Source organism: Salinibacterium sp. dk2585 (genome assembly GCF_008001035.1).
In the GTDB taxonomy this organism is placed as follows: Bacteria; Actinomycetota; Actinomycetes; order Actinomycetales; family Microbacteriaceae; genus Homoserinimonas.
The window spans coordinates 2,221,720-2,238,324 of sequence record NZ_CP042856.1 but is presented as its reverse complement, the minus strand read 5'-3'; the positions used below and the strand labels follow the sequence as shown (position 1 = coordinate 2,238,324).

At 67.2% G+C, this 16,605-nt stretch carries 14 protein-coding genes and 1 tRNA gene; 14 read left to right on the top strand and 1 reads right to left on the bottom strand.

Going from position 1 to position 16,605, the window contains the following annotated elements:
- Positions 1-18 precede the first annotated feature (18 nt).
- From FVA74_RS10505 to FVA74_RS10465, 9 genes are all read left to right on the top strand, one after another.
- Entirely contained in the window at positions 19-630 is a 612-nt protein-coding gene (locus FVA74_RS10505) for a TetR/AcrR family transcriptional regulator (protein WP_147722231.1), read from the top strand.
- 23 nt (positions 631-653) lie between these two features.
- The gene (hisS, locus tag FVA74_RS10500) at positions 654-1,883 is read left to right on the top strand and encodes a histidine--tRNA ligase (RefSeq protein WP_147722229.1); all 1,230 of its coding nucleotides are present in this window, start codon (positions 654-656) and stop codon (positions 1,881-1,883) included.
- Between the two features lie 167 nt (positions 1,884-2,050).
- Positions 2,051-3,331 carry a phosphopyruvate hydratase gene (gene eno / locus FVA74_RS10495; RefSeq protein ID WP_147722228.1) on the top strand — a complete coding sequence of 427 codons (1,281 nt, stop codon included), beginning with the start codon at positions 2,051-2,053 and terminating at the stop codon, positions 3,329-3,331.
- Positions 3,332-3,352: 21 nt separating this feature from the next.
- Positions 3,353-3,859 carry a septum formation initiator family protein gene (locus tag FVA74_RS10490; RefSeq protein WP_147722226.1) on the top strand — a complete coding sequence of 169 codons (507 nt, stop codon included), beginning with the start codon at positions 3,353-3,355 and terminating at the stop codon, positions 3,857-3,859.
- A complete protein-coding gene (locus tag FVA74_RS10485) occupies positions 3,859-4,401 on the top strand; it encodes a DUF501 domain-containing protein (protein WP_147722224.1) in 543 nt (180 codons plus the stop codon). The genes FVA74_RS10490 and FVA74_RS10485 overlap by 1 nt, the downstream gene beginning before the upstream one ends.
- Positions 4,398-5,669 (top strand): S8 family serine peptidase, encoded by a 1,272-nt coding sequence (locus FVA74_RS10480; protein WP_147722222.1) that lies wholly within the window; start codon positions 4,398-4,400, stop codon positions 5,667-5,669. Before FVA74_RS10485 ends, FVA74_RS10480 begins: the two co-directional genes overlap by 4 nt.
- Positions 5,670-5,679: 10 nt before the next feature.
- A complete protein-coding gene (locus FVA74_RS10475; protein WP_147722220.1) occupies positions 5,680-7,017 on the top strand; it encodes an NAD(P)/FAD-dependent oxidoreductase in 1,338 nt (445 codons plus the stop codon).
- 18 nt (positions 7,018-7,035) lie between these two features.
- Positions 7,036-7,109 (top strand) — tRNA-Leu (locus tag FVA74_RS10470).
- 77 nt (positions 7,110-7,186) lie between these two features.
- Positions 7,187-7,897: an SOS response-associated peptidase gene (locus FVA74_RS10465; protein ID WP_147722218.1), complete on the top strand. Its 711-nt coding sequence runs from the start codon at positions 7,187-7,189 to the stop codon at positions 7,895-7,897.
- Positions 7,898-7,905: 8 nt separating this feature from the next.
- Here the strand turns inward: FVA74_RS10465 and FVA74_RS10460 are convergent, their stop codons facing one another.
- Positions 7,906-9,939, bottom strand: a complete 2,034-nt coding sequence (locus FVA74_RS10460) for a hypothetical protein (protein ID WP_147722216.1) — start codon at positions 9,937-9,939, stop codon at positions 7,906-7,908.
- Between the two features lie 410 nt (positions 9,940-10,349).
- Here FVA74_RS10460 and FVA74_RS10455 point away from each other — a divergent pair, with 410 nt between their 5' ends.
- Genes FVA74_RS10455 through FVA74_RS10435 form a run of 5 tightly spaced genes read left to right on the top strand, consistent with a single transcriptional unit; the run spans position 10,350 to position 16,586 of the window.
- Positions 10,350-11,726, top strand: a complete 1,377-nt coding sequence (locus FVA74_RS10455) for a glutamate decarboxylase (protein WP_147722214.1) — start codon at positions 10,350-10,352, stop codon at positions 11,724-11,726.
- Positions 11,727-11,734: 8 nt separating this feature from the next.
- Positions 11,735-13,318 (top strand): amino acid permease, encoded by a 1,584-nt coding sequence (locus FVA74_RS10450; protein WP_147722212.1) that lies wholly within the window; start codon positions 11,735-11,737, stop codon positions 13,316-13,318.
- Between the two features lie 52 nt (positions 13,319-13,370).
- The gene (locus FVA74_RS10445) at positions 13,371-14,630 is read left to right on the top strand and encodes an alanine racemase (RefSeq protein WP_147722210.1); all 1,260 of its coding nucleotides are present in this window, start codon (positions 13,371-13,373) and stop codon (positions 14,628-14,630) included.
- Positions 14,627-15,976, top strand: a complete 1,350-nt coding sequence (locus FVA74_RS10440; protein ID WP_240792216.1) for a D-arabinono-1,4-lactone oxidase — start codon at positions 14,627-14,629, stop codon at positions 15,974-15,976. The genes FVA74_RS10445 and FVA74_RS10440 overlap by 4 nt, the downstream gene beginning before the upstream one ends.
- Before the next feature lie 43 nt (positions 15,977-16,019).
- Positions 16,020-16,586, top strand: coding sequence for a LemA family protein (locus tag FVA74_RS10435; protein ID WP_147722208.1), 567 nt, complete (start codon positions 16,020-16,022; stop codon positions 16,584-16,586).
- The last annotated feature ends 19 nt before the right edge of the window (positions 16,587-16,605 follow it).

The following is a 16,605-nucleotide window of genomic DNA, read 5'->3' as shown; positions in this document are numbered from 1 at the left end:
CGATGTAGGGTTGCGGGCATGTCCCGACGGCCGGATCCCGCCCGCAAGCCAGCCCTGCTCGAGCAGATTCTCGACTACCTGCTCGACAAGCCGCTGTCGAGCCTGTCGCTGCGGCCGCTCGCCAGCGCGCTCGGGGTGAGCACCTTCACGCTCGTCTACCATTTCGGCTCCCGCGACGAACTTCTGAGCGAGATCGTTCGCGCCATCTCGCAGCGCTCCCACCCCGTTGTCGCCGCGGCCCACGAGCGACCGGCGACGGTTGAGACCTATGTGGCGGGTCTCGAGCGTTCGTGGGAGTGGGCCGTGGAGGAGCGCAACATCAGGCTCCTGCGGCTCGAGTTCGAGGCCGCGCTGCTGGAAGCGCACGACCGCGGGCACACGCACACACGCGAGACCTTCACCGAGTGGCAGGAGCTCGGCCGCGATGTGCTGCTCGACATGGGCTTCAGGCCGGAGGAGGCCGAGGCGGAGTCGCGCCTCGCGGTTGACACCGTCATGGGGCTCCAGTACGACCTCATCGTGCACCGCGACCCCGAGGGCGCGACGCGCTCGTTCCGCCGCTTCATCGAGCAGTGCCGCGCGCGCTTGGAGGCGGCCCTGGCGCTCAGCGACCGTCGCACTGGCGAGTAGGGGCCGCCTGCCAGAATAGGAGGATGGCCTCTCCCGTCAATCCTCCCCGTGGCATGCGCGATTTCCTCCCCGCCGAGAAAGCACGGCGGGAGCGCGTGCTCGGCGTCATCCGCAACGTCTACCGTTCGCACGGCTTCGACGAGATCGAGACCCCCGTCGTGGAAGACAGTGCGCGCCTGCACTCGGGCCTGGGCGGCGACAATGAGAAACTCGCGTTCGGAATCCTCAAGCGGGGGCTCACGAGCGAGGACTTCGCCGCGGCATCCGACGCCCTCGACCTGACCGACCTCGGGCTGCGCTTCGACCTGACGGTGCCGCTCGCGCGCTTCTATGCGACGCACCGCGCCGAGCTGCCGACGGTATTCCGTGCGATCCAGATCGCGCCCGTGTGGCGCGCCGAGCGGCCGCAGAAGGGTCGCTTCCGCCAGTTCGTGCAGTGCGACATCGACATCATCGGTGAGGCTGGCCCCCTCGCGGAGATCGAGCTCATCACGGCCACGACGGCGGCGCTCGACGCCCTGGGGCTCGAGGGATGCAGCATCCGCATCAATGACCGTCGCATCCTGCTCGGCCTGCTCACGCACTGGAATGTGCCTGCCGAACTGCACGAGCGCGCTCTCATCACGATCGACAAGCTCGACAAGATCGGGCCGGAGGGTGTCGCCGCAGAACTCGCGGAGCACGGCATCGCGACCGAGGGCCTTGCGGCCGCACTCGGGGCATCCGGCTGGGACCTCCTCGACGACGCGCCCGAATGGCTCGACGCGGAGGCATACCAGGCACTCCTCGACCTTCGCGCTGCCGTGCCGAGCGCGGAGCTGGTCTTCGACCCGACCCTGGTGAGGGGGATGGGCTACTACACGGGCACGATCTTCGAGGTGGCGCACCCCTCGCTCGGCTACTCGCTGGGCGGTGGCGGTCGCTACGACGGCATGATCGGCCGTTTCCTGGGCACGGATGTCCCGGCCACCGGGTTCTCCCTCGGCTTCGAGCGCCTCGTGGATCTCGTCGACCTGCCGGCCCCCGAGGGCGCTGACGCGGTCGCACTCCTCCACGACAAGGATGCTCCGGCGAGCCAGCTCGTCGCGCTCAAGACCGCCCTCGTGGCGCAGGGACACCGCGTGCGCCTCGAGCGCCGGCCCAAGAACACGAAGGCCACCCTCGAGCGCCTCGCGACGGAGGGCTTCAGTCGCTTCGCCTTCGTCAACGCCGAGACGGATGCCGCAACCCTCGAACTCCGCCCGCTCGCCTAGCCTTCCCAATTCAGGAGTTGTCTCTCCCAACTCAGGACCTGTCTTTCACAATTCAGGACCTGTCTTTCACAATTCAGGACCTGGCGAGAAAGTTCCTGAATTGTGAAAGGGCAGCCTGAGTAGGATTGGCAGCATCCAACCCCCACACCTCTCGAAGGAGATCACCTGTGTCGTTGATCGAGGCAATCGGAGCCCGCGAAATCTTGGATTCCCGGGGCAACCCGACCGTGGAGGTGGAGGTCCTCCTGGAGGATGGCACCGTCTCGCGCGCAGCTGTTCCCTCCGGCGCCTCGACGGGTGCGTTCGAGGCCTATGAACTCCGTGACGGCGACAAGGCTCGCTACCTGGGCAAGGGCGTGCAGAACGCGGTCGACGCCGTGCTCGACGTCATCGGCCCGGAGCTCGAGGGCTTCGACGCGACCGACCAGCGCCTCATCGATGCCGCGCTGATCGAGCTCGACGGCACAGACAACAAGAAGAAGCTCGGCGCGAACGCGATCCTCGGCGTGAGCCTCGCGGTTGCGAAGGCTGCGGCCGACTCGTCTGACCTGCCGCTCTTCCGCTACCTCGGTGGACCCAATGCGCACACGCTTCCGGTTCCGATGCTCAACGTCATCAACGGTGGCTCGCACGCCGACAGCAACGTCGACATCCAGGAGTTCATGATCCTGCCCGTTGGCGCCGAGAGCTTCCGCGAGGGCTTGCGCTGGGGTGTCGAGACCTACCACGCGCTCAAGAGCATCCTGCACGGCAAGGGACTGAGCACGGGCCTTGGCGACGAGGGTGGCTTCGCGCCAAACCTCGACAGCAACCGCGACGCGCTCGACCTGCTCGTCGAGGCGATCGAGAAGGCCGGCTTCCGGGTCGGCACCGACATCGCCCTCGGCCTGGATGTCGCGGCGACCGAGTTCTTCGAGAACGGCAACTACACCTTCGAAGGCCAGACGCGTTCGGCCGCCCAGATGAGCGAGTACTACGCCGAACTCGCGGCGGCGTACCCCCTCGTCACGATCGAGGACCCGATCTCGGAGGACGACTGGGAGGGCTGGGCCCAGCTCACCGCCGAGATCGGTGACAGGGTGCAGCTCGTCGGCGACGACCTGTTCGTCACCAACCCGAGCCGTCTTGCGAAGGGCATCGAGCAGGGCGCGGCCAACTCGATCCTCGTCAAGGTGAACCAGATCGGCACGCTCACAGAGACGCTCGACGCCGTCAGCCTCGCCCACCGCAGCGGCTACACGGCCGTCATGTCTCACCGCTCGGGTGAGACGGAGGACACGACGATCGCCGACCTGGCCGTCGCGACCGACTGTGGTCAGATCAAGACGGGTGCCCCCGCCCGTTCGGAGCGTGTCGCCAAGTACAACCAGCTGCTTCGCATCGAGGAGGAGCTGGATGGCGCGGCGGTCTACGCGGGTCGTTCGGCGTTCCCCCGCTTCAAGGGCTGATTCGCCGGTTACGCTGGGGGGATGAGCACCCGAAAGCCCCGTGTGCGCCGCGTGCCTGCGGCGTTGCCAGAGCAGGGCGCGGGCGCTCACTGGCTTCGAGGCATCCGCTTCTCAGGGTTCACGGTGTTGACGCTCGGCATGCTGATCGTCTTCATCGTGGCCCTGGCGCCGTCCCTGCGCATCTTCGCTGAGCAGCAGAATGAGCGGGCCCAGTTGGCGGCGGAGGTCGAGGCGCAGCGCGAGCTCGTGAAGGACCTTGAGCAGGATGTCGCCCGCTGGGATGACCCGAGCTATGTTGAGGCGCAGGCTCGCGAGCGCCTCTACTACGTCAAGCCAGGCGAGTTCAGTTACCTCGTGATCGACGACGGACAGACTCCTGTGACGGAATCCGGCCTGCCGATCAGCGACGAGGTGCTCACGACGGAGGTCGACTGGGTCGACGCGATGCTGTCGTCCGTATTCACGGCTGCGCTGACGGATGCTCCGCCCTCCGAGATCGTTGCCCCAGAGATTCAGGAGGTCGACTGATGGCGACACCCCCGTTCGACCCGCCGAGCGCTGAGGATGTGCGCATCGTGACGCGGCAGCTCGGCCGTCCCGCGCGCGACGTGGTCGGCATCGCCGCTCGTTGCGCATGTGGTGCCCCGACGGTCGTGTCGACGCGCCCGCGTCTGGCCGACGGCACCCCCTTTCCGACGCTCTACTACTTGTGCCACCCGGCGGCGACTGCGGCGGTCTCGACACTCGAGGCCAACGGCGTCATGCCGGAGCTCGCTGCCCTCCTGGAGGGCGACATGGCGGATGCGTACCGCGCCGCGCACGAGGCCTATCTCGCCGACCGCGAGAGCATCGAGCATGTCGAGGAGATCGCGGGCATCTCGGCCGGTGGCATGCCGACCCGCGTGAAGTGCCTGCACGCGCTCGTGGGGCACTCCCTCGCAGCGGGCCCCGGCGTGAACCCGATCGGCGACCTCGCTCTCGAACGTGCCGACTGGTCTCCCGAGGTGTGCGAGTGCGCCGACTATTCAGGCGAAGAGGACGACTCAGCGACGGCGAGCGGGGTGAAGTGACGCCCCAGCGCTGGCGGGGCTCCACCATCGCTTCGGCACTCGTCGCTGCCTTCCTCCTGGCGCTGGTCTCGCCTGCGGTGTCCCCTGCCGCGGCAGACAGCATCCGTGATCGCGAGTACTGGCTCGACGACTACGGCATCACGCAGGCCTGGGCGAAGACCCGCGGCGCTGGCGTCACGGTCGCCGTGATTGACACGGGCATCGACGGCACGCACCCCGACCTCGCGGGTGCGGTCGTCGGGGGCACGGATGTCTCGGGCGTGGGTGCGCCCGATGGGCAGACGCCGGTCGGGTATTCGAGTCGCGAGCACGGCACCATGGTCGCGTCGCTCCTCGCTGGTCGCGGCACGGGCGCCGATTCGGGCGTGATCGGTGTCGCGCCCGAGTCGAACCTCCTCTCGGTGTCGGTCGGCTTCGGCGTGGGCACCGTGCCGTCCGATGACCAGATCGCGCAGGCGGTGCGCTGGTCGGTCGACAACGGCGCCGACGTCATCAACATGTCGCTCACGCGCAACACGATCGAGTGGCCCGAGAGTTGGGATGAGGCCTTCCTCTACGCGATGCAGAACGACGTCGTCGTCGTGGCGGCCGCCGGCAACCGCGGCAGCGGCACGACCCAGGTCGGGGCGCCCGCGACCATGCCGGGGGTGCTGACGGTCGCTGGCGTCGACAGGCGCGGCAATGCGAGCTTCGACGCCTCCTCGCAGGGCATCACGATCTCGGTGTCGGCGCCGAGCGAGGAACTCGTCGGGGCGACACCCGGCGGCGGGTACTCGGCGTGGGGCGGCACGAGCGGCGCCGCGCCGATCGTTGCGGGGCTCGTGGCCCTCGTGCGCTCGGCTCATCCGGGGCTCAACGCGGGCGACGTCATCAGCCGCATCACCGAGACGGCGCGGCAGGTGCCCGGCCAGCGTGACCCGAGCCCCATCTACGGGCACGGACTCCTTGACGCGGATGCCGCGGTGTCGGGTTCCGTCGCGACGGCGGGGGAGGATCCCGCCCAGCTCCTCACCGACTGGATCCGGCTCTACCGCCGGGCGGATGCGGAGCCGATCCCCACGCCCACCCCGGTGCTGCCGTCGCCGACTCCCATCGAGGAGCAGGAGGTGGCTGGCCCGGTGAGCCCTCTCGGCACGGTGCTGCCGACCCTCGACCAGCTGCGTCTCGTCGGTATCCCCGTGCTCGTGTACACGATCTTCGTCCTCGCGTTCGGCGCTGCCGGGTGGCTCGCGGCGCGCGAATTCGGGAGACTGCGCCGAAAAGAGTAGAATCGCCGTCGTGCCAAAAATCCTCATCGTCGGCGGCGGATATGCCGGTTTCTACACTGCGCTCAAGCTGGAGAAGCTTCTGCGTCGCGGTGAGGCCGAGGTCACGGTCGTAGACCCGCTCCCGTACATGACCTACCAGCCCTTCCTGCCCGAGGTGGCTGCTGGCACCGTTGAGTCGCGGCACGCCGTGGTTCCCCTGCGTCGCCACCTCAAGTCGACCAATGTGGTCGCGGCACGCGTCACGGCGATCGACCACGCGTCGAAGACCGCGACCATCACGCCCGAGGTCGGCGAGGAGTGGGCCTTCGAGTACGACATCGTCGTGGTCACGGCTGGCGCCATCACCCGCACCTTCCCCATCCCGGGCATCGCCGACAACGCGTTCGGCCTCAAGACGATCGAGGAGGCCGCGGCGATCCGCGACCGCATCGTCGGCAACTTCGAGAAGGCATCCGCCCTTCCTCCCGGCCCCGAGCGTGACCGTCTGCTCACGATCACGGTCGTCGGCGGCGGCTTCGCGGGCATCGAGGTGTTCGCAGAGCTGCGCAGCTTCGCGAGCGCGCTGCTCGCGCAGCACCCGAACCTCAGCTTTGACGACACGCACTTCCACCTCATCGAGGCGATGGATCGCATCATGCCCGAGGTCTCGCTCAAGACGAGCCACTGGGTGCTCGACAACCTCAAGAAGCGCGGAGCCGAGGTGCACCTCGAGACCCAACTCACCTCGGCGGTCGACGGTCGCATCGAGACCTCGACGGGCCAGGTGTTCGAGTCCGACACGATCATCTGGACGGCGGGCGTCATGGCGCACCCCGTGCTGCGCAACACCGACCTTCCCCTCGAGGAGCGCGGTCGCCTGCGTCTTGGTGCCGACCTGCGCGCGCGCACTGAAGACGGCGAGATCGTTACCGACGTGTGGGGCGCCGGCGACGTCAGCGCCGTCCCTGACCTCAGCGGCGGCGGTGTCGCGGGCATGTGCGTGCCGAACGCGCAGCACGCCGTGCGCCAGGGCAAGCTCCTCGCGAAGAACCTCGTCGGTCACCTGCGTGGCGATGAGCCCCGCGAGTACTTCCACAAGAACCTCGGCGCGGTCGCCGGCCTCGGCATCGGCCACGGTGTGTTCCAGTCTGGTGGCATCGCCGTCAAGGGTGGGCTGGCATGGCTCATGCACCGCGGCTACCACGGCCTCGCGATGCCCATGTGGGAGCGCAAGGCTCGCGTGTTCGGCAACTGGATTATCTCCTTCCTGTTCCGCCGCGACACCGTCGGCATCGAGATGCGCAACGCGCCTCGTGCGGTCTTCGAGGAGTACGCGGCCCGCCCCAAGGCCGCTCCGGCCCGCAAGTAGACTGCGGGGGCGGTCTTCGCCCCCATAGCCCAACCGGCAGAGGCAGTCGACTTAAAATCGATTCAGTCTGGGTTCGAATCCCAGTGGGGGCACATCTGCGGCGCGCCGGCTTCTCCACGAGACGGATGTCCCGTGGCCCGCGTCGGCGGCCGGGCGTAGCGTGGGGGACATGTGCGGACGCTTCGCGATGAACAAGGAGACCGACGACCTCATCCAGGAGTACGTCGCGAGAGGCGGCGACTTCAACGACTGGCGCCCGCGCTACAACATCGCGCCGACCGATACGGTCCCGGTCATCCGCGAGCATGAGGGTGAGCGCCTGGTCACGGGGGTGCGCTGGGGCATCGTTCCGCCCTCGTCGCCCACCTTCGGCGGCGGCAAGCCGATCATCAACGCGCGCATCGAGACGGTGACAAGCAACCGGCTCTTCGCCTCGGCCTTCGCCGAGCATTCGTGCGTCGTCCCGGCACTCGGGTATTACGAGTGGCGTGCGCTGCCGGATGGCAAGCAGCCCTATTTCATCCACCGTGAGAAGGGCGACATCGCGATGGCGGGCATCATCCGCCCCTGGCGTGATCCCAAGGGCGGGGCGGATGCTGCGTGGCAGTTGTCGATGGCGATCGTGACGCTCGACGCGCATGTCGCCCCGGGTGAGGTGCACGATCGCATGCCCGCCTTCGTGACGCGCGAGAGTATGGACGACTGGCTCGGCGGGCACCTCGATCCCTCGGAGCGGGTCGAATTGCTGCAGCTGTCGTCGCGGGATGTCGCGAACGAGCTCGCCTACTATCCCGTGTCGCGCGCGGTCAACAGCGTGCGGAACGACGGTCCCCAACTCGTGGAACCGATCGACGAGATCCCCGAGCCCTCCCTGTTCTGACGCTCGGGTCAGTCCGGCTGGCTCACGAGGAAGCGGAGGATCGCCCACGCGGCGATGAAGAGGGCCGCGATGCTCGCGGCGATGATGAGCACGATCGCGAGCGGCCAGTGGGCGTCCGCCCCGCCGAGCAGGATGCCGAATGCGAGCGAGTAGCCGACGAGGGCGATGCCAGCCCACGCCCAGGAGTGCCACTCCCACAGCACACGCCCCGGCAGTGCGCCGACAGGGAGGAGGAGCACGAGGGTCGATCCGACACCCACTAGGCAGAGGGCAGCAAAGATCTCGCTCAAGAGTGATGGCCAGAACCCCACGACCTCGCCGACGAGGGAGTGCCCGATCCAACCAATGAGGCCGAGCACCAACACGGAGCCGACCTGCAGGAGGTTGACGATGGCGCGCCCGCGTACAGGGGTGTCGAACGGCATCCGCACGCCGATGAGCGTGCCTGTGACGAAGGGTGGGGTGAGCCCGACGATGCGCGAGAGCAGGCCAGAGAAGATCGCCGCGACGAGCAGGAGGGGGCGGAAGCGAAGGCGGCCATCGATGCCCTGCCAGAGGCGCCCGAACCGCGTCGCGATCGTGACGCCCACGAGGTTCAGTACCCCGAGCGCAATCGCGACGGCCGCGGCGAGGCGCAGGTAACGTACCTCGGCCTCGACGCCGTTCGAGGCGACCATGAATGCGACCGTGACGGCGAAGGGCAGGGCCGCGGAGAGCCACGGCGACATGCCGACGGTGTGCTCATCGATGAGGGGGACAGGGTCGCGATTACGCACCGGGATCGCGGGCCGCTGGCGGAAGCGCCCGCGAAGCTCACTCGCGAGCAGCCGCGAGGGGAGGGCGATGAGGGCAATGGCCGCGAGGGCTATGAATGGGGCGCGGCTCCAGTTGCCACGATCGATGCTCTCCTGGATGCTGGGGATCCCCGCGCCGAAGTCGGTGGGCGTTCCCCAGTTGGTGAAGGCATCCGCCCCCGCGCCCTCCGCGAGTGGGGGTGCAGAGCCGAAGTCACGCGGGTCGGGATAGCTCGGCTCAGGAGGAGCGCTCGGGTCGACTGTGGCGTCAGAGGGTGAGGGCGCGGGTGACGGCGCTCCGGGAGGCGCGGGTGCTGGACGCGGAGTGGGCGAGGCGGATTCTGGTCCGAAGAGGACTCGAAGCGGTGCGCTGGGCGAGCTGTGGTTGAGAGCTGCATCCACCTGGATGGCGCGGACCTCATGAGGCATAGCCGAGAGCGCGCTCCCGCCACTGCATGACCACCGACCGTCGATCACAAGCGTGGTGCACACCGGCACGCGGTTAAGCGAGACCGTCACGGTCGCGCCTGACTCGCCGGTCCCGGCGAAGGTGGCGGGCAGGGTGATGAAGCGATGGTCTTGCGCGGGAGAGACAATGACCGGGGGCTGCGGTGGGGTGGTGTCAATCACAAGTGGACGCGAGACGGCATCCGAGTAGCTGTGAGGGGGGCCGATCGCGGCGTGCGCCTGCCTGGCCGCGACTTGATACGTCCCTGACGGCACTCGCTGTTGATTTGCCGTGACAACGCAGGACCACCCCCCTGCAGCACTCGCCGAGGCGGTGCAGCCACCTGGGTCGCCTGCGAGCGTGACGACGACGGTGGAGCCCGGCAGCGCTGTTCCGGAGACCAGCCCAGTAGTGACCCCGGAGGGATGGATCGTGGGACTGCCGAGTACATGCACGCGGATGCTCTGACTCGTCTCGCCCTGTGTGCTCGATTCCGTTGCCGTGATGAGACGGTCGGCGCCGTTGGCCAGCACCGCAGCGCACTGCCAGAGGGGACCGTCGCTTGCATCGGCTTCGACATCCGCGGTGCACGCCGGTGTGCCGTCGACCGCGACCTGCACTGTCGCCCCGATCTCGCTTCCCGTGCCTGCAACGACGATGCCGGTGCGACCCATGAAGGCCCCGTCGCTCGGCGACGTCACCGAGAACTGGCTCGCCTGACTCGCTTCAGGCGCAGCAGCGGGGTCCGCCCAGGCGGGGGCAGGGAGCAGCGCGAGCAGCGCGAGCAGCGCGCCAACCATCGCGGCAGGCACGGCGCGGCGACGCGTTGGCGGGGCCGCCGCGGGTGGAGGCGAACTTTGCAGCGTCACTCATCTCGGCTGGGGTGCCCGCGGGCGACAAGGTGCGGACAGAGCGGTCTACGCGTCAGGATACGCGAAGCGGACGGCGGTTCCATCACCCGGCGGATGTATCTCAGCACCGCGGATACCAAGGATCATCCCCCGGAAGGATGAGGTGCGCCGCGCAGCCGCCGTGTTCCGGGGCTGGGACCTTCGGTCCCACGGAGAGTGGATCTTGGAATCGCATCGACGGCGGGACCTATGTCCCTGCTCCAAAGTCCGCGGGCGGGGGAGAGTCTCAGTTGGGACCTTTCCCGTCCCGCGTACGCCGATTGGGCGTGCGCAGACACACGAAGGAACGGAGCCAAAGTATGAGCACGTCACGTGAAGACGGAGAACTGATCCCCCAGTTCGCGCGAAGGGGCGAGGCGACGATCGCCGCCCGCCATGTCATTCCGCAGGAGGAGTCCCTCCCCGACACGGCGAAGCAAATCGTGGATGACGAGACCATGTTGGATGGGAACTCCCGTCTGAACCTCGCGACGTTCGTCGGCACCTGGATGGATGAGAAAGCCAAGGAGGTGTACGAGAACGCGTTCGACAAGAACATGATCGATAAGGATGAGTATCCCCAGACGGCGGCCATCGAGGACAACTGCTGGCACATGCTGGCGAACCTCTGGAATGCCCCTGAGGCCTCCCAAAGCATCGGCACCTCGACGATAGGTTCGTCCGAGGCCTGCATGCTGGGCGGTCTCGCGTTCAAGCGTCGCTGGCAGCACGCGCGTCGCGTCGCGGGCAAGGACGCCTCGAAGCCGAACCTCGTCATGTCGTCCGCGGTGCAGGTCTGCTGGGAGAAGTTCTGCAACTACTTCGACGTTGAGGCACGCTTGGTGCCCATCAGCCTGGAGCACAAGACGCTTGACGGGCACGATCTGGAGAAATACGTCGACGAGAACACGATCGGCGTCGTCGCCATCATGGGCGTCACCTACACCGGCATGTACGAGCCGGTCGCGGAGATTGCCAAGGCACTCGACAAGATTCAGGAGAAGACCGGAATCGACGTGCCGATCCACGTGGACGGTGCCTCGGGGGCGATGATCGCCCCCTTCCTGCAGCCCGACCTCCTCTGGGACTTCCGGATCGAGCGCGTGCATTCCATTAGTACTTCGGGGCACAAGTACGGCCTCGTGTATCCGGGACTCGGCTGGGTCGTGTGGCGTCAAGCGCAGTGGCTTCCCGAGGATCTGATCTTCAAGGTGAGCTATCTGGGCGGGGAGATGCCGACATTCGCGCTGAACTTCTCGCGGCCCGGTGCGCAGGTGCTACTCCAGTACTACATGTTCCTCCGGCTCGGTTTCGAGGGGTACCGCGCGGTGCAGCAAGCCGCTCAGGATGTCGCGAAGTTCCTCTCAGACGGGATTGCCAAGATCGGCGCCTTCGATCTCTGGAACGACGGCAGCGACATCCCGGTCTTCGCGTGGTATCTGAAGGAGGGGCACACGTCGAACTGGAACCTCTACCATCTGCAGGATCGCCTGCGCATGAAGGGCTGGCTCGTGCCGGCCTACCCCATGCCCGAAAACCTCACAGACCTCACTGTGCAACGCATCGTCGTGCGCAACGGCCTGAGCATGGACCTCGCGGCCGAGCTGCTCGCCGACATCGAGACCGAGACGGCGTACCTCGATGCGCTCGAGTCGGCCATGCCCGTCGAGGGTCAGCACTCCGGCTTCCACCACTAGGAGACACGATGTCTACGGATACCTCCAAGAACAAGGATGCGACGGCTCACGCCGCCTCCAATCATCCGCTCACGTCGCGGCACGCTGTAAGTACCTACCTCGGCGTCAGCCAGCTGGCACTGCTGACCCTTGTCGTGGTCGCGAGCCTCCGCTCGCTCCCGGCTATGGCGGTGTATGGCCTCGGCAGCGTCACGCTGTACATCATTCCCGCGGTCTTCTTCCTTATCCCGACGGCACTGGTCGCGGCGGAGCTCGCGACAGGCTGGAAGGGCGGCGTCTACGTCTGGGTGCGTGAGGCGTTTGGCAACCGCTGGGGTTTCACAGCCGTGTGGCTGCAGTGGATCCAGAACGTCGTCTGGTATCCAACCCAGATCGCGTTCATCGCGGCGGCCCTCGCGTTCGTGTTCCTCGACCCCTCGCTCTCCAGCTCGGGTCTCTACACCGCGATCATCATCCTCGTGCTTTATTGGGGTTCGACCCTGGTTACGCTCCGCGGTGGCAACCTTTTCGCCAAGCTGGGCTCATGGGGCGGCATCCTGGGCACGATTCTGCCCGCTGTGCTGCTCATCATCTTCGGTTTCATTTGGCTTGGCACGGGTGAGAAGAGTGAGGTATCGCTGGATCCTTCCGCCATCATCCCTCCGTTCACCGGGATCGCCTCGATTGTGCTGATCGTCTCGAACGTGCTCGCCTATGCAGGTATGGAAGTCAATGCCGTCCACGTGAACCAGATGAAGGACCCGGGTCGCGGATATCCGCGGTCGGTGCTGCTCGCGTCGATCCTGATTCTGCTGGTGTTCATCCTGCCGACGCTCGCCATCTCGATCGCGGTCCCCGAGAAGGAACTGGGCCTCACGAACGGGATCATGCTCGCCTTCCAGGAGTACTTCGACCACTGGGGCGTGAGCTGGGCCACCGCGATCGTGTCGGCACTCATCGCCGCCGGTGCTCTGGCATCGGTCATCACGTGGATTGCCGGTCCCTCGAAGGGTCTGCTCGCCGCAGCGGAGACGGGTCTTCTGCCTCCCGCACTACAAAAGCGCAATAAGGCAGGCATCCAGTCCGGAATCCTCATGCTGCAGGGCACGATTGTCACTATCCTCGCGGCAATCTTCGTCATTGTGCCGAACGTCAGTGCGGCGTTCGTGGCGCTCATCGACATGGCGGCGGCGCTGTACCTCATCATGTACATGCTGATGTTCGCTGCAGCGATCGTGCTGCGACGCAAGGAGCCGAACGTCAAACGCACCTATAGGGTTCCTGCGATGAACCTCGTCGCCGGCGTCGGCTTTTTCGCGTGCCTCGCCGCGTTCGTGCTGGCATTTGTTCCGCCATCCGGATTCACTGCGTTTCCCTCGGCCGCCTACCCGTGGATCGTGGGGCTCGTCATTGTCGTGCTCGGTGCGCCACCTCTCGTCTTCTATGCCTTGCGCAAGCCCGGCTGGGACCGGCGCAGTGAGGCCGAGAAGGCCTCCCATGGCACCCACGATGAAGACGATGCTGCCGCCGCGGCAGGAGCTGCGCAGCCGGGATCGGGCGGTGGTGCGGAGGGCACCGGCAGTGGACGCCGTCGCAGTAGCGGGAGCAGTTAGGGGCTAGCTCCTCCGGTTGACACCGGGGCCGCCGTGCCGCGAGGGTGGGGACATGCCCGAGCCTGTCGCCCTCCCCGAGCGCTCGGCGGCCCAGTGGAGCGCCCCTGAATACTGGGAGGGGCTCACCCGAGCGACCGCCCACCTCGACCCCCCGGTGGCCGTCCTGTCGCTCCCGGCGCTCGCCGCCAACGCGCACGACCTTCGGTGCCGCGCGGGCGGCACGCGCATCCGGGTCGCCAGCAAGTCACTTCGCGTGCGCTCGGTGTTGGACTCTGTGCTCGCGCAGCCCGGCTTCGGTGGAGTGCTGGCCTACACGCTCGCCGAGGCGTTGTGGCTGGCTGCGCCGTCCGGCAGCCACCGGGCGATTGACGACATCGTCGTGGGGTACCCCACGGTCGATCGCGAGGCCATCGCGCGGCTCGCCAGCGATGAGGATGCCGCCGCCCGCGTGACCCTCATGGTCGACTCGATCGACCACCTCGAACTCATTGACAGTGTCGTACCGCCCACGGCTCGAAGCTGCGTGAGGTTGTGTCTGGAGCTCGACGCATCCTGGGACTCCCGCGCTCTCGGCCACGTCGGCACGTGGCGTTCTCCCGTGCACACGGTCGCCCAGGCTCGAGCCCTCGCCGAGGCGATCGTGGGGCGGCCCGGCTTCGCGCTGGTTGGAATGATGGCCTACGAGGGCCAGTTGGCTGGCCTGGCGGATGACTCCGGCCCTGCCGGCGGGGCGATCATCCGCTGGGCCAAGCGACGCTCGACGCTGGAGCTTGCCGAGCGGAGGGCTCTCGCCGTGGCGGCCGTTCGTGACGTGGCCGCTCTCGAGTTCGTCAACGGCGGTGGCACTGGTTCACTCGAATCCACGACGGCAGAGGTGGCGGTCACGGAGGTCGCGGCGGGCAGCGGACTCTTCGGTCCGCACCTCTTCGACCACTACCGCAGCTTCTCCCCGGCACCCGCCGCGGCCTTCGCCCTGCCGGTGGTCCGCAAGCCGCGGCCGCATCTTGCGACGCTGCTCGGAGGAGGCTGGATCGCGTCGGGCCCTCCTGGCACCGATCGATTGCCGCTTGCCATGTGGCCTGAGGGACTTCGGATGCTGCCTCGCGAGATGGCGGGCGAGGTCCAGACCCCTCTCGCGGGCCCGGGAGCGGCGCGCCTTGCGGTGGGTGACCGCGTGTGGCTGCGGCATTCGAAGGCGGGGGAACTGTCGGAGCATGTGAACGAGTACGCACTCGTTGACGGCGAGGTGGGCAATGAGGTGGTTGTCGGTACCGCGCCGACCTACCGGGGAGATGGGATGGCGTTCCTGTGAGCGGTCTCGTGTCTTACCTCGGCGAGCTCGTCCCTGAATTCGTGCTGCCCGGTCGCCGCTGGCGAAACTGGGGCCGTTCAGCATCAGCCTCACCCGCATTCCTAGCTCGTCCGCGCTCGGTCGAGGAACTGGTGGCAACGGTCGGCTTTGCACGCGACAGGAACCTCGCGGTCACCTCGGTCGGGTCGGGCCACAGTTTCTCGGCGATCGCCGCGGCTCCCGGAGTGCAGGTGGACGTCTCGGCGCTCAGCGGCCTCTATGAGGTGGATGCCGCGACTGCCCGTGCCCGTGTGGGCGCCGGCACGCGTCTCCACGATCTCGCCGAGCTGCTCGCGCCCCACGGCCTGGCGCTGGAGAACATGGGGGACATCGACCGGCAGACGGTCGCCGGTGCCATCTCGACCGGTACCCACGGCACGGGCATCCGCTTCGGTGGGCTGGCTGCGCGAATCGTCGGGGTCACGCTTGTGACGGCGGAGGGGGATGTCCTCTCGGTTGACGAGTCGAGCGAGTTGCTGCCCGCCGTGAGACTCGGCCTTGGCGCGCTCGGCGTGCTGGTCGATGTGACGATCCAGTGTGTCCCCGCGTTTCTTCTCCACGCCGTCGAGCGCCCGGAGCGCCTCGAGGTCGTGCTGGAGAACCTCGTCGACCGAATGCGTGGCGCGGACCACTTCGAGTTTTATTGGTTTCCGCACACCCGGGCGGTGCTGACGAAGACCAACACGAGGCTGCCGGCGGATGCGGCATCCGCCCCGCTCTCGTCCTTGAGCCGCTGGGTCGACGAGTCCCTGCTGTCGAACGGGGTGTTCCAGGTCACTTGCAGCCTGGGACGCGTCGTGCCCGCGGCGATCCCCTCCGTGAACAGGCTCGCAACAAAGCTCATCGGCGACCGCGAGTTCACGGATGCCTCGCACCGGGTCTTCGCCACCCAGCGCGCCGTGCGGTTTCGTGAGATGGAGTATTCGGTACCGGTTGAGGCGCTGCCCTCGGCCCTTCGACAGGTGCGCGCGCTGATCGAGGCCAGGGGTTGGCGCATATCGTTCCCCCTCGAGGTGAGGGCAACCGCGCCCGACGATTCTCTCCTGTCGACCTCGCATGGCCGCGAGAGTGGCTATATCGCCGTACACCGGTACTTTCGCGACGATCATCGCGAATACTTCGCCTCGGTGGAGTCGATTCTCTCTGCCCACGATGGGAGACCGCACTGGGGCAAGATGCACACGCAGGATGCCGCGGCCCTCGAACCCCGCTACGAGCGCTTCGCCGAGTTCCTCGCCATACGTGACCGACTTGACCCCTCCCGCACGTTCACGAATGCCTACATTCGGCGCGTTCTGGGGCCGTAGAACCCGCAGGCAGGGCTCAGGAGCGCTTCGCTATAGTTCTGCCATGGAACTCCTCATCATCTTCGGCATCATCGTCCTGCTCGTCGTGGTGGTGGGCATCTATCTCTGGGCCACCTACAACGGCCTAGTCACCCTCAATGTGCGCGTCGACGAGGCGTGGAGTGACATCACGGTGCAGCTCAAGCGACGTGCCGACCTCCTGCCGAACCTGATCGAGACGGTCAAGGGGTATGCGGCGCACGAGAAGAGCGTCTTTGAGGCGGTCACAAAGGCTCGCGCGGAGTCCCTCAGCGCGGGCAGCCCCGCCGAGGCGGCGGTCGCTGAGAACCACATGCAGTCGGCGCTCAAGAGCATCTTCGCCGTCGCCGAGGCATACCCGCAGCTCCAGGCGAGCCAGAACTACCTGCAGCTGCAGGGCGAGCTCGTCGACACTGAAGACAAGATCCAGGCTGCTCGCCGTTTCTACAACGGCGGGGTTCGCGAGCTCAACACCAAGATCAAGGTCTTCCCCAACACGCTCTTCGTGCGCGGCCTCGGCTTCACCGAGCGTGAGTTCTTCGAGGTGTCGGACTCGGCGGCCATCGCCGAGCCGCCGCGCGTCCAGTTCTGACCGCGAGCGTCGGGGGCTG

What these genes read in the sequence shown, in the direction of transcription:
- FVA74_RS10505 (WP_147722231.1), top strand. Translation starts at nt 19, where the DNA reads ATGTCCCGACGGCCGGATCCCGCCCGCAAGCCAGCCCTGCTCGAGCAG.
- FVA74_RS10460 (WP_147722216.1), bottom strand. Translation starts at nt 9,939, where the DNA reads ATGGTTGGCGCGCTGCTCGCGCTGCTCGCGCTGCTCCCTGCCCCCGCC.
- FVA74_RS10435 (WP_147722208.1), top strand. Translation starts at nt 16,020, where the DNA reads ATGGAACTCCTCATCATCTTCGGCATCATCGTCCTGCTCGTCGTGGTG.
- FVA74_RS10450 (WP_147722212.1), top strand. Translation starts at nt 11,735, where the DNA reads ATGTCTACGGATACCTCCAAGAACAAGGATGCGACGGCTCACGCCGCC.
- FVA74_RS10485 (WP_147722224.1), top strand. Translation starts at nt 3,859, where the DNA reads ATGGCGACACCCCCGTTCGACCCGCCGAGCGCTGAGGATGTGCGCATC.
- FVA74_RS10490 (WP_147722226.1), top strand. Translation starts at nt 3,353, where the DNA reads ATGAGCACCCGAAAGCCCCGTGTGCGCCGCGTGCCTGCGGCGTTGCCA.
- hisS (WP_147722229.1), top strand. Translation starts at nt 654, where the DNA reads ATGGCCTCTCCCGTCAATCCTCCCCGTGGCATGCGCGATTTCCTCCCC.
- FVA74_RS10465 (WP_147722218.1), top strand. Translation starts at nt 7,187, where the DNA reads ATGTGCGGACGCTTCGCGATGAACAAGGAGACCGACGACCTCATCCAG.
- FVA74_RS10445 (WP_147722210.1), top strand. Translation starts at nt 13,371, where the DNA reads ATGCCCGAGCCTGTCGCCCTCCCCGAGCGCTCGGCGGCCCAGTGGAGC.
- FVA74_RS10455 (WP_147722214.1), top strand. Translation starts at nt 10,350, where the DNA reads ATGAGCACGTCACGTGAAGACGGAGAACTGATCCCCCAGTTCGCGCGA.